This is a genomic window from Streptomyces tendae, assembly GCF_014650435.1.
Taxonomy (GTDB): Bacteria; Actinomycetota; Actinomycetes; order Streptomycetales; family Streptomycetaceae; genus Streptomyces; species Streptomyces tendae.
The window spans coordinates 58,914-72,332 of the sequence record NZ_BMUY01000013.1 but is presented as its reverse complement, the minus strand read 5'-3'; the positions used below and the strand labels follow the sequence as shown (position 1 = coordinate 72,332).

Genomic DNA, 13,419 nt, shown 5'->3' with positions numbered 1-13,419 from the left:
TGGCTGAGCAAACGCTCAGTCGGTCGCCGATTGTTCCAGACGGACGACCACGGACTTGCTGGCCGGGGTGTTGCTGGTGTCCGCGGTGGCGTCCAGCGGCACCAGGACATTGGTCTCGGGGTAGTACGCCGCCGCGCAGCCCCGGGCCGTCGGGTAGTGCACGACGCGGAAGCCGGGCGCACGCCGCTCCACACCGTCCCGCCACTCGCTCACCAGGTCGACGTACGAGCCGTCCGCGACGTCCAGCCTCCGGGCGTCCTCCGGGTTGACCAGGACGACACGGCGGCCGTTCCTGATCCCCCGGTAACGGTCGTCCAGGCCGTAGATCGTGGTGTTGTACTGGTCGTGCGAGCGCAGCGTCTGCAGCAGCAGCCGCCCCTCGGGCAGCTCGGGGAACTCCACCGGCGCGGCGGTGAAGTTGGCCTTCCCGGTGGCCGTCGGGAAGCGCCGCTCGTCGCGCGGGGCGTGCGGCAGCGCGAAGCCCCCGGGGTGCGCCACGCGCGCGTTGAAGTCCTCGAAGCCCGGCACGACACGCCCGATGCGGTCGCGGATCGTCGCGTAGTCCTTCTCGAACTCCTCCCACGGCGTGCGGCTCTCCTCGCCCAGCACCCGGCGCGCCAGGCGGCACACGATCGCGGGCTCGGACAGCAGCTGACCGCTCGCGGGCTCCAGCCGCCCGCGCGAGGCGTGTACCATGCCCATGGAGTCCTCGACGGTCACGAACTGCTCACCGCCGCCCTGGAGGTCACGCTCCGTGCGGCCCAGCGTCGGCAGGATCAGCGCTCGCGCGCCCGTGACCGCGTGCGAGCGGTTCAGCTTCGTCGACACGTGCACGGTGAGCCGGGCGCGGCGCATCGCCGCCTCGGTGACCTCCGTGTCGGGGGAGGCGGAGACGAAGTTGCCGCCCATGGCGAAGAAGACCTTCGCCTCGCCGTCGCGCAGCGCGCGGATCGCCCGTACGACGTCGTAGCCGTGCTCGCGCGGCGGGGCGAAGCCGAACTCCTTCTCCAGGGCGTCCAGGAAGGCGGGCGCGGGCCGCTCGAAGATGCCCATCGTGCGGTCGCCCTGCACGTTGGAGTGGCCGCGCACCGGGCAGACGCCCGCGCCGGGGCGGCCGATGTTGCCGCGCAGCAGCAGGAAGTTCACGACCTCGCGGATCGTGGGCACCGAGTGCTTGTGCTGGGTCAGGCCCATCGCCCAGCACACGATGGTGCGCTCCGAGGCGAGCACCATGCGCAGCGCTTCCTCGATCTCCGCGCGCGTGAGACCCGTCGCCGCGAGCGTGTCGTCCCAGTCGGCGGCGTGGGCGGCGGTCGCGAACTCCTCGTAGCCGTGCGTGTGTTCCTCGACGAATGCCTCGTCGACCGCGCCCTCCGTCTCCAGGATCAGCTTGTTGAGGAGCCGGAACAGCGCCTGGTCGCCGCCGAGGCGGATCTGGAGGAACAGGTCGGTCAGGGAGGCGCCCGCGGTGAGCCCCTTGGGGGTCTGCGGGTTCTTGAAGCGCTCCAGACCGGCCTCGGGCAGCGGATTGACGCTGATGATCCGCGCGCCGTTCGCCTTCGCCTTCTCCAGGGCCGAGAGCATCCGCGGGTGGTTGGTGCCCGGGTTCTGGCCGGCCACGATGATCAGGTCCGACTTGTACAGGTCCTCCAGCAGGACGCTGCCCTTGCCGACGCCGATGGTCTCGGACAGCGCCGAGCCGGACGACTCGTGGCACATGTTGGAGCAGTCCGGCAGGTTGTTGGTGCCCAGCTCGCGTGCGAAGAGCTGGTAGAGGAACGCCGCCTCGTTGCTGGTGCGCCCCGAGGTGTAGAAGACGGCCTCGTCGGGCGAGTCCAGCGCGGCGATCTCCTCCGCGACGATGTCGAAGGCGCGCTCCCAGGTGACCGGCTCGTAGTGCTCACCGCCCTCCGGCAGGTACACCGGGTGCGTCAGCCGGCCCTGCTGGCCCAGCCAGTAGCCGCTGCGGGTCGCGAGGTCGGCGACTGAGTGCGCCGCGAAGAACTCCGGGGTGACGCGGCGCAGGGTGGCCTCCTCGGCCACGGCCTTCGCGCCGTTCTCGCAGAACTCCGCCTTGTGCCGGTGGTCCCCCTCCGGCCAGGCGCAGCCCGGGCAGTCGAAGCCGTCCTTCTGATTGACACGCAGGAGCGTCAGCGCCGTCCGCTTCACACCCATCTGCCGCTGGGCGACCCGCAGGGTGTGGCCGATCGCCGGGATGCCCGCGGCCGCGTGCTGGGGTCCCGAGACCTGCGGCGCGTCCTGAACCGGATCACCCTTGGGAGGCTTGGTCGCCATCGCGCGCTCCTTCGCGTACACGTGTGAAGTACGTCTCCGATCCTCGCACGCGCCGACGGCAGCTTGAGATGCCGGGCACGATCGGCGCCCTGAAGGGGCGCGGGGCCGTGCTCGACGTGCGGCTCCGCCGCGTGGGCGCGACCAGCCACGACGCACCCGCACCGTAGAACTGCACCCGTGCCACAGACGCACCCGGCACCGACTGTCAGTGCCACGTGGCAGGATCGGTGTCGTGGCGAAGACAGCATCGAAGAAGACCGACAGCACCTCCGGCGCCCGACCGCGGCTGATGCTCATGGACGGGCACTCGCTGGCGTACCGCGCGTTCTTCGCGCTGCCCGCGGAGAACTTCACGACCGCGACCGGCCAGCCGACCAACGCGATCTACGGCTTCGCGTCGATGCTGGCCAACACCCTGCGTGACGAGGCGCCCACGCACTTCGCGGTGGCGTTCGACGTCTCCCGCAAGACCTGGCGGTCCGAGGAGTTCACCGAGTACAAGGCGAACCGCTCCAAGACCCCGGACGAGTTCAAGGGGCAGGTGGAGCTGATCGGCGAGCTGCTCGACTCCATGCACGTACCCCGGTTCGCCGTCGAGGGCTTCGAGGCGGACGACGTCATCGCCACCCTCGCCACCCAGGCCGAGGCCGAGGGCTTTGACGTCCTGATCGTCACCGGCGACCGGGACTCCTTCCAGCTCGTCAGCGAGCACACCACGGTCCTGTATCCCACCAAGGGCGTCTCCGAGCTGACCCGCTTCACCCCGGAGAAGGTCTTCGAGAAGTACGGGCTGACCCCCGCCCAGTACCCCGACTTCGCGGCGCTGCGCGGCGACCCCTCCGACAACCTGCCGGGCATCCCGGGCGTCGGCGAGAAGACGGCCGCGAAGTGGATCAACCAGTTCGGGTCGTTCGCGGAGCTGGTCGAGCGTGTCGACGAGGTCAAGGGCAAGGCCGGGCAGAACCTGCGCGACCACCTGGAGAACGTGAAGCTCAACCGTCGGCTCACCGAGCTGGAGCGGCGCGTCGAGCTGCCGAGGACCGTCACCGACCTGGAGCGGACGGCCTACGACCGCAAGGGCGTCGCGGTGATCCTGGACACCCTGGAGATCCGCAACCCCTCGCTGCGCGAGCGGCTCTACGCCGTCGACCCGGGCGCCGAGGAGGCCGAGGCCACCCCGGTGGTCGCGGACGGCGTCGAGCTGGACGGCACCGTGCTGGGCACGGGCGAGCTGGCCGGCTGGCTCACCGAGCACGGCGCGCAGCCGCTCGGCGTGGCCACCGTCGACACCTGGGCTCTGGGCACCGGCTCGGTGACCGAGGTCGCGCTCGCCGCGTCCGACGGGAAGGCCGCCTGGTTCGACCCGACGGAGATCGACGAGGCCGACGAGACGGCGTTCCGCTCCTGGCTCTCCGACCCGGACCGGCCCAAGGTCTTCCACAACGCCAAGGGCGCGATGCGCGTCTTCGCCGAGCACGGCTGGAGCGTCGCCGGCGTGGGCATGGACACCGCGCTTGCCGCCTACCTGGTCAAGCCCGGCCGCCGCTCCTTCGACCTGGACGCGCTGTCCCTGGAGTACCTGCACCGCGAGTTGGCCCCCGCCGCCGCGGCCGACGGACAGCTCGCCTTCGGCGCGGACGAGGGTGCCGAGGCCGAGGTGCTGATGGTGCAGGCCCGCGCCATCCTCGACCTGGGCGAGACCTTCGAGAGCCGCCTGGCCGACGTGGGCGCCGCCGACCTGCTGCGCGACATGGAGCTGCCCACGTCCGCGCTGCTCGCCCGCATGGAGCGGCACGGCATCGCGGCCGACCGGGAGCACCTCCAGGCCATGGAGCAGATGTTCGCGGGTGCCGTCCAGCAGGCGGTCAAGGAGGCCCACGCGGCGGCCGGACGCGAGTTCAACCTGGGTTCGCCCAAGCAGCTCCAGGAGGTCCTCTTCGGCGAGCTGAACCTGCCGAAGACCAAGAAGACCAAGACCGGCTACACCACCGACGCCGACGCCCTGGCCTGGCTCGCGGCCCAGACGGACAACGAGCTGCCGGTGATCATGCTCCGCCACCGGGAGCAGGCCAAGCTGCGCGTCACGGTGGAGGGCCTGATCAAGACGATCGCCGCGGACGGCCGCATCCACACCACGTTCAACCAGACGGTCGCCGCGACCGGCCGCCTCTCCTCCACCGACCCGAACCTGCAGAACATCCCGGTCCGCACCGACGAGGGCCGGGCGATCCGCCGCGGCTTCGTGGTCGGCGAGGGCTTCGAGTCCCTGATGACGGCCGACTACAGCCAGATCGAGCTGCGGGTGATGGCCCACCTCTCCGAGGACGCGGGCCTGACCGAGGCGTTCACGTCCGGCGAGGACCTGCACACCACCGCGGCCGCCCAGGTCTTCTCCGTCGAGCAGTCCGCCGTGGACGCGGAGATGCGCCGCAAGATCAAGGCCATGTCCTACGGCCTGGCGTACGGACTGTCCGCCTTCGGGCTCTCCCAGCAGCTGAACATCGAGGCGGCCGAGGCCCGCGGCCTGATGGACGCCTACTTCGAGCGTTTCGGCGGCGTGCGGGACTATCTGCGCCGGGTCGTCGACGAGGCACGGGCCACGGGTTACACGGCGACCCTCTTCGGCCGCCGCCGCTACCTCCCCGACCTCAACAGCGACAACCGCCAGCGCCGCGAGGCGGCCGAGAGGATGGCCCTGAACGCGCCGATCCAGGGCACGGCGGCCGACATCGTCAAGATCGCCATGCTCAACGTGGACAAGGCGCTGCGCGAGGCCGGCCTCGCGTCCCGCATGCTCCTCCAGGTCCACGACGAAATCGTCCTGGAGATCGCCCCGGGCGAGCGTGCCGCGGCGGAGGAGCTGGTCCGCCGCGAAATGGCCAACGCGGTGCAGCTCAGCGTCCCCCTGGGCGTCTCGGTAGGCGCGGGCCAGGACTGGGAATCGGCAGCACACTAGCCTCCGCCGCTGCGGGCAGTCGCGCCGCGCCGCTGCGGGCAGTCGTGCCGCTGGGCGGCACGGGTGGGCGGTGGGGGAGGCACCCCGCAACGCCGGGCTGCGTACACCCCACCCCGCCCCGCCCTCAACGCCGGCCAGCCCGTCGGCGCCGGGCTGCGCACCCCGCCCCCAACGCCGGGTCACTCTTCCGGCGCTGGTGGGCGGCCCCGGGGCCACTCGCCCACCGCTTCCGTCACTCCGGTGGCCCCCGAGGAAACGCCCCGCCCCCCGTCTCCCGTGAGGATGCGGGCATGGGTATACGCATGCTCCACCACCGGACGACACCGGCACGGGCACGCACCGACGGACCCGCCCGCGTGCCACTCCTCCCGGTCCCGGTCTTCGCACCGGGCGCAAGTACCGGCCGCACCCCCGCCACCCTCACGACGGTCCTGCGCCGCACCGCGTCGGACCTCCGCCGCCCACTCGCCCGCCGGGCCCGCGCGACCGCCGCCGCCCCGCACGAGACACCCGCCTGGCGGCTTTGGGCCGACCTGGCCCGCGGCTACCTCGCGCTGGCCCTCACCCTGCTGCCGCGCCCCCGACCTGCCCAGACCTTCACCGTGTTCGTCGCGACCGCCGACTCACTCGGCGCCCGACCGGGCGGCCCGACGCGGTACTGACCACGGCCCCGGACGGCAAGGCGGCCGCGTGACCGGGGGGGGCGAACGGCAACAGAACTCCTCATATGGCCAAGTGGTGAATATCGGGCAGGAACGGGTGCCCGCGCAAAGGAAGTTGTCGTAGGGTCGCCTGCGGCACGGTACGGGTCGAACAGACGCGCACGGTGCCCGGAGGATCGAGGTGCAACCGTCTGCGCCTGTCGATCGTCACAACAGGGCGGACACAGCCGGTACGACGGACGCGTACGACAGCAGAAGACGGACGGGACGGACGCGCGGGCGTCCACGGGAGGGGTTCACTCTATGGCGGCGCATTTCGACAGGAGGCTCCGCAAGGCGGCGGTCACCACCACCGTGGCGGCGGTCGCGGTCGCGGCCCTGTCCGCGTCCCAGGCCCCCGACGTGACGGCCGACGGCAACGGCAGACAGACCACCGCCGACAACATGCCGACGTCCGACACGCCTCCCGAGGAGAGCGCCACGGGCAACTCGCCCTACTACACCGACCTGCCGCCGCTCAACAGTCCCAACCCCTCCCCGACCACGGGCACCCCCTCCTCCCGGGGCTCGTCCGAGGCCGGCATCCCGGCCACCGTCCTCGACGCCTACAAGAAGGCCGAGTCGGAGCTGCGCCGGGCCAAGCCCGGCTGCAACCTGCCGTGGCAACTGCTCGCCGCCATCGGCAAGGTGGAGTCCGGCCAGGCTCGCGGCGGCCGCGTCGACGCCAACGGCACCACGATCGGCAGGATCATCGGCCCGCAGCTCGACGGCAACGGCTTCGCGCTCATCAAGGACACCGACAACGGCGTCTACGACGGCAACAGCAGCTACGACAACGCCGTGGGCCCCATGCAGTTCATCCCGTCCACCTGGGCGTGGGCGGGCCGCGACGGCAACGGCGACGGCAAGGAAGACCCCAACAACGTCTACGACGCCGCGCTCGCCGCCGGCCACTACCTGTGCCGCTTCGACTGGGACCTGTCCGACCAGGCCGACCTCAATCGCGCGATCCTCAGCTACAACAACTCGCAGGACTACCTGAACACGGTCCTGTCGTGGCTGGAGCACTACCGCAAGGGCACCCACGAGATCCCGGACGGCACCGGCAGCCTCCCGGTCGGCCGCAGCGACGACACGGCCGCCGGCGCCGACCCCTCGCCGGGCGGCGCGGGCGCGAGCACCGGGTCGCAGACTCCGGGCGCGACGCCGGGCCCGTCCCAGAGCCCGAGCAAGCCGCCGTCGTCGGGCAAGCCCACCGACCCCGGCGGTCCGAGCACCAGCCCCTCCACCCCGCCCAAGGACCCGACGCCGCCGACCGAGACCCCCACCCCGGCCCCCACACCCACCGACACGGTTCACCACCTGGAGGCCGCCGGTACCACGGGGCTCACTGCGATCGCGGGCGACACGTTCGCCGAGAAGATCAGCGCCCGCGCCGAGACCAAGGCAGGGAAGGCCGTCGGCAAGGTGCGCGTCCGCTTCACCGTCCTGGGCGACACAGACGCCGCCTTCACCGGCGGGGACAAGGTCGCCGCGGTCACCACCAACGCCTCCGGCGTGGCCGTCGCGCCCGCGCTGGTGGCGGGTGAGCAGACCGGAGGGTTCACCGTCCGCGCCACCGTGATCGGCCGTACCGTCCCGGGCCTCGACTACAAGGCCACCGTCACCGAGCGCGTCGCCGACGCCCTCACCAGCACCGGTGAGACCGAGCTGACGTGCACACCGGGCGGCGAGTTCGCCGACCCGGTCCAGGTGAAGGCCACGCTCAAGGGCGCCGTCGCGGACAAGGTCGCCGTCACCGCGACCCTCATCAAGTCCGAGGACGACCCGACCGAGAACGACAAGGGCCCCTACTTCAAGGACGCCGACGGAAAGGCCGTCCGTACGCTGACCGGTCGGCAGACGGACGCCAACGGCCTGCTGGAGCTGCCGAAGCTGTTCGCCGACGACGCCGAGGGCACGTACGTCCTCCGCCTCACCACGCCGGGCGGCGGCCGGCTCGACATCACCCTGAAGGTGGCCAAGGCGGCCGAGCCGACGCCGGACCCGTCGACCGAGCCCTCGACGGCACCGGAGGCGTAGGGACCGTCCCGCCCGGCGGGGCGCTCCCCGCCGGGCGGAAACCGGTCACGTGCCGAGCCGGGCCTTCGTGTACCGCGTCGGCTCCGCCGTGGCCGGGTCCTCGGGCCACGGATGCTTCGGATACCGGCCGCGCAGCTCCGCGCGTACGCCCTTGTAGCCGTCCTTCCAGAACGAGGCCAGGTCGGCGGTGACCGCGGCGGGGCGGCCGGCGGGGGAGAGCAGATGCACGAGGAGCGGCACCCCGGCGATCTCGGGTGACCGCTGGAGCCCGAACATCTCCTGCAACTTCACGGCCAGGACGGGCTGTCCGGGGTCGCCGTAGTCGATCCGGATCCTGGACCCACTGGGCACGAGGATCCGCTCGGGGGCCAGCTCGTCGAGCCGTGCCGCTTCACCGGACGCCCAGGGCAGCAACCGCGTCAACGCCTGCCCGGCGTCGATCCGCCCCAGGTCGGACCGCCGCCGGGCCCGGCCGAGCTCGGGCTCCAGCCACTCGTCCGCGCGCGCGAGCATCGCCTCGTCCGTGACGTCCGGCCAGGGCTCACCGAGGTGCCGGCGCAGGAACGCGAGCCGCTTGCGCAGCAGCTCGGCGTCGGCCGACCGGCCCAGCAGCCCGAACCCCTCCCGCCGCAGCCCCTCCAGCAGCGCGCCCCGCACGAGCACGGGGTCGGCGTCGGTGAGGGGCCGCACCGCCAGTTCCACCGCCCCGAGCCGTTCGACCCGCCGGGCCACCACGTCGCCGTCCGCCCAGTGCACCTCGTCCCGCTCCGTCAGCAGCGCCCCCGCCGCGAGCCGGGCGGTCTCCTCGTCGACGGCCGCACCGAGCTGCACGCGCGCGTGCCCCCTGCCCACGGGCCGGTCGGCCACGGCGACGGCGATCCAAGGCGCCCCACGCAGGGCCGACGCCTCGGGCAGTTCCGCCCGGGTGCCGGAGACCATCAGGTACGAACCGCCGTCCTTCCTGGCCACCCGCTCGGGAAAGGCCAGGGCGGCCACCAGGCCGGCGAGGGCACCGTCGCCGGCCTGCCGTCCCGGCCCGCCGTCCGCGGCCCCCACGGCGGCCCGCAGCCGTCGCACCTCGGCCCGCCACCGGGCCCCGTACGCGTCACCGCCCCGCCGAGCCGCCCGCAGCACGGACACCAGATCGTCCCCGTACTCCCGCGGCGCCTCTTCGCTCAACAGCCCCACCACCTCGGCGACCACCTCGGCCCGACCTCCGCCGCAGCCACCGGCGCGGCCGGCAGCCGCCGCCGGTGAGCCCGAGGCGGCACGCGGCGAAGCCCCCGCGCCCGGCTCCGCCGCGTCCAGGAGCGCTCGGCCCAGCCGGGGGTGCAGGCCGAGGCGGGCCAGTCGTACCCCTCGCTCCGTCGCCCGGCCGGTGGAGTCCACCGCGCCGACCGCCGCCAGCACCGACCGGGCGGCCGCCATCGCCCCGCCCGGCGGCGGATCGAGCAGCGCCAGACCCGACGCGTCCGGATCGCCCCAGCAGGCCGCCTGCAACGCGAACGCCGTCAGGTCGGCCACCTTGATCTCCGGCGCGGGAAACCCCGGCAGCCGGGCGTCCTCCGCCTCCGCCCAGCAGCGGTACACCACTCCCGGCGCCTCGCGTCCGGCCCGGCCCGCCCGCTGCCGCGCCGCCGCCCGCGAGGCCCGTACCGTCGTCAGCGCGCTGAGCCCCCGCGCGTGGTCCACCCGCGGTTCCCGCGCAAGACCCGCGTCCACCACCACCCGCACGCCCGGAACGGTCAGCGAGGACTCGGCCACCGACGTCGCCAGCACCACCCGGCGCCGCGCCCCGGGCGCCAGTACCGCGTCCTGCACGGCCGCGGGCGCCCGCCCGTGCACCTGGAGCACGTCCACGTCCGCGAGCGCCCCCAGCTGCCCGGCGACGCGGGAGATCTCACCGACCCCGGGCAGGAAGCACAACACGTCCCCGTCCCGTTCGGCCAGCGCCCGCCGCACCACCGAGGCCACGTGGGAGAGCAGCGCCGGGTCCACCCGCATCCCGTGAGGTGGCCGCACCGGCCGCACCGGTGGCGCCCACACGGCCTCGACGGGGTACGACACGCCGTGCGCCTCGACGACCGGCGCGTCGCCCAGCAACCGGGACCAGCCCGCCGCGTCGGTCGTCGCCGACGCCGCCACCAGCCGCAGCTCGGGCCGCAGGGCCTGCCTCACGTCCCACAGGAAGGCCGCCGACGTGTCCGCGTCCAGATGCCGCTCGTGGCACTCGTCCAGCACCACCGCGTCGACGCCCGTCAGCTCCTGGTCCCGCTGGAGCCGCTGCAGCAGCACACCGGTCGTGACGACCTCCACGCGCGTGTGGCGCCCGACGACCCGCTCCCCGCGCACGGTGTACCCGACACTCGCGCCCGGCTTCTCACCCAGCAGCCACGCCATCCGCCGGGCCGCCGCCCGCGCGGCGATCCGGCGCGGCTCGGCCACGACCACGCGCCGCGCGGGAGCCTCCTCCCCGCCCAGCAGCCCGGCCAGCGCCAGCGGCACCAGCGTCGTCTTGCCGGTGCCTGGCGGCGCGACCAGCACCGCCGTGCCGTGCCCCTCCAGGGCGTCGTGCAGCGCGGGCAGGGCACCGCGCACGGGCAGTGCGTCCAGGGCGTCGTAACGGATCACGCCCCCAGTGTCGTACGTCCGCGAAACCGCCCTCCACGCGCGCGTGGACCCGCCTCCCGGTACGGCTCAGTCGCGCTCGCAGACGAAGATCGCCGTCCCCGGGATCAGGTGGCCGCGCAGGGGCGACCAGCCGCCCCACTCCGAGGTGTTCCAGTCCGGCCACTCCGGCTCGACGAGGTCCACCAGCCGGAACCCCGACGTCACCACGTCCCGCACCCGGTCACCGAGCGTCCTGTGGTGCTCGACGTACACCGCGAGGCCCTCGTCGTCCTGCTCGACGTACGGCGTCCGGTCGAAGTACGAGGCGGAGACCGACAGCCCCTCGGGGCCCGGCTCGTCCGGGAACGCCCAGCGCAGCGGGTGCGTCACCGAGAAGACGAAGCGGCCGCCGGGACGCAGCACCCGGCGCACCTCCCGCAGCACCAGCCGCGGGTCGGCGACGAACGGCAGCGCCCCGTACGCCGAGCACGCCAGGTCGAACGAGCCGTCCGCGAAGGGCAGCACCGACGCGTCGGCACACACCAGGGGGAACGAGACGCCGATGCGCAGGGCGTGCTGGAGCTGGCGGTGGGAGAGGTCCAGGGCCACCGGACGGGCACCCTGGGCGGTCAGCCAGCGCGAACACTGGGCCGCGCCGGCGCCGATCTCCAGGACGTCCTTGCCCTTCAGGTCCTCCGGCGGGCCGAGCAGCTCCGCCTCCACCTCGTCCAGGCCCTCGGGGCACCACACGAAGCGGTCGTCGCCGAGGAAGGTGCCGTGCTCGGTCTGGTACTCGTCCGCGTTCCGGTCCCACCAGCCGCGGTTGGCGCGGGAACTCTCCGTGACACCGGCGGCACGCCGGGTGGCCTCGGGTTCGGATGCTTCGACTCCCTCTTGGATGACCGGCTCCCTCGTACTAGTCTGCGGGCTCTTCCGTGCCGCCCGCCCCGTGTGTCACGCAAGGGGCATCCAGGGGTCCGTGTGGCCTCGGGAGGCGGCTCTTGTGCCGGGTATGCGACGATCCGCCCCGGGTGTGCGGCTTCGCGCATTGACCCTGCCCGGCTGCCCCCGTATGCTACAAGTTGCGCTGCGGGCCTGCGCACCTCAGACGTAGCAGGTCGCGCTCGCATCTGTTGTATGTCCCCTCGGTTCTCGAGGCGTCGCCAGTCGATTTTCGGTGACGCTTCCTTGGCTGTCCGGCTTCTGCAGAGCGAAACGGGCTCCCGGCGTAAGCAGTACCTACGACTTCAATGTCCGTACCGGAGCCCTTTCCCACATGACGAGCAGCACCGAGACCACCGCCACCACCCCGCAGGTTGCGGTCAACGACATCGGTAACGAGGAAGCCTTCCTCGCCGCGATCGACGAGACGATCAAGTACTTCAACGACGGCGACATCGTCGACGGCGTCATCGTGAAGGTCGACCGGGACGAGGTCCTGCTCGACATCGGTTACAAGACCGAAGGTGTCATCCCGAGCCGCGAGCTCTCGATCAAGCACGACGTCGACCCCAACGAGGTCGTCGCCGTCGGTGACGAGATCGAGGCCCTCGTCCTCCAGAAGGAGGACAAGGAAGGCCGCCTGATCCTCTCGAAGAAGCGCGCCCAGTACGAGCGTGCCTGGGGCACCATCGAGAAGATCAAGGAAGAGGACGGCATCGTCACCGGTACCGTCATCGAGGTCGTCAAGGGTGGTCTCATCCTCGACATCGGCCTCCGCGGCTTCCTCCCGGCCTCCCTGGTCGAGATGCGCCGCGTCCGCGACCTCCAGCCCTACGTGGGCAAGGAGCTCGAGGCGAAGATCATCGAGCTGGACAAGAACCGCAACAACGTGGTCCTGTCCCGCCGCGCCTGGCTGGAGCAGACCCAGTCCGAGGTCCGCCAGACCTTCCTCACCACCCTCCAGAAGGGTCAGGTGCGGTCCGGCGTCGTCTCCTCGATCGTCAACTTCGGTGCCTTCGTGGACCTGGGTGGCGTCGACGGTCTGGTCCACGTCTCCGAGCTGTCCTGGAAGCACATCGACCACCCGTCCGAGGTCGTCGAGGTCGGTCAGGAAGTCACCGTCGAGGTCCTCGACGTCGACATGGACCGCGAGCGTGTCTCCCTGTCGCTGAAGGCGACCCAGGAAGACCCGTGGCAGCAGTTCGCCCGCACCCACCAGATCGGCCAGGTCGTGCCCGGCAAGGTCACGAAGCTGGTGCCGTTCGGTGCGTTCGTCCGCGTGGACGAGGGCATCGAGGGTCTGGTCCACATCTCCGAGCTGGCCGAGCGCCACGTGGAGATCCCGGAGCAGGTCGTCCAGGTCAACGACGAGATCTTCGTCAAGGTCATCGACATCGACCTCGAGCGCCGCCGCATCAGCCTCTCGCTGAAGCAGGCCAACGAGGCCTTCGGTGCCGACCCGTCCACGGTCGAGTTCGACCCGACCCTGTACGGCATGGCCGCGTCCTACGACGACCAGGGCAACTACATCTACCCCGAGGGCTTCGACCCCGAGACCAACGACTGGCTCGAGGGCTACGAGACCCAGCGCGAGGCGTGGGAGACGCAGTACGCCGAGGCCCAGCAGCGCTTCGAGCAGCACCAGGCGCAGGTCATCAAGTCCCGCGAGGCGGACGAGAAGGCCGCTGCCGAGGGTGTCGACACCGCGGGTGCGGCCCAGGCCGCGTCCGGTGGCGGTGGCGGCGGCTCGTACTCCTCCGAGGGTGGCGACAACTCCGGCGCCCTGGCGTCGGACGAGGCGCTGGCCGCGCTGCGTGAGAAGCTCGCCGGCGGCCAGAGCTGAGGCTCTGCACACCGGCCGCTGACACACGG

Annotated in this window: 7 protein-coding genes; 4 read left to right on the top strand and 3 right to left on the bottom strand. The window is 72.3% G+C overall.

All coding sequences use genetic code 11. The features are described 5' to 3' along the window. Window positions 1–15: 15 nt before the first annotated feature. Window positions 16–2,295: an FdhF/YdeP family oxidoreductase gene (locus tag IE258_RS30090; protein WP_189748801.1), complete on the bottom strand. Its 2,280-nt coding sequence runs from the start codon at window positions 2,293–2,295 to the stop codon at window positions 16–18. 232 nt (window positions 2,296–2,527) lie between these two features. Between IE258_RS30090 and polA the strand changes: the two genes are divergently transcribed. The 3 genes from polA (at window position 2,528) to IE258_RS30075 (ending at window position 7,995) form a co-directional block, all read left to right on the top strand. Continuing rightward, on the top strand, window positions 2,528–5,251 hold the full coding sequence (gene polA, locus IE258_RS30085) for a DNA polymerase I (RefSeq protein WP_189748798.1): 2,724 nt from the start codon (window positions 2,528–2,530) through the stop codon (window positions 5,249–5,251). Between the two features lie 290 nt (window positions 5,252–5,541). Beyond that, window positions 5,542–5,913 (top strand): hypothetical protein, encoded by a 372-nt coding sequence (locus IE258_RS30080; protein WP_189748795.1) that lies wholly within the window; start codon window positions 5,542–5,544, stop codon window positions 5,911–5,913. 303 nt (window positions 5,914–6,216) lie between these two features. Continuing rightward, a complete protein-coding gene (locus tag IE258_RS30075; protein WP_189748792.1) occupies window positions 6,217–7,995 on the top strand; it encodes a lytic transglycosylase domain-containing protein in 1,779 nt (592 codons plus the stop codon). A 45-nt stretch (window positions 7,996–8,040) separates the two neighbouring features. Here IE258_RS30075 and hrpB read toward each other — a convergent pair whose 3' ends face one another. Both hrpB and IE258_RS30065 read right to left on the bottom strand, forming a co-directional pair. Continuing rightward, entirely contained in the window at window positions 8,041–10,626 is a 2,586-nt protein-coding gene (hrpB, locus tag IE258_RS30070) for an ATP-dependent helicase HrpB (protein WP_189748789.1), read from the bottom strand. Between the two features lie 66 nt (window positions 10,627–10,692). Beyond that, window positions 10,693–11,355 (bottom strand): class I SAM-dependent methyltransferase, encoded by a 663-nt coding sequence (locus IE258_RS30065; RefSeq protein ID WP_159326602.1) that lies wholly within the window; start codon window positions 11,353–11,355, stop codon window positions 10,693–10,695. 526 nt (window positions 11,356–11,881) lie between these two features. Between IE258_RS30065 and rpsA the strand changes: the two genes are divergently transcribed. Beyond that, complete coding sequence (gene rpsA / locus IE258_RS30060) at window positions 11,882–13,390, top strand: 30S ribosomal protein S1 (protein WP_127894270.1); 1,509 nt, start codon at window positions 11,882–11,884, stop codon at window positions 13,388–13,390. Window positions 13,391–13,419: the final 29 nt, after the last annotated feature.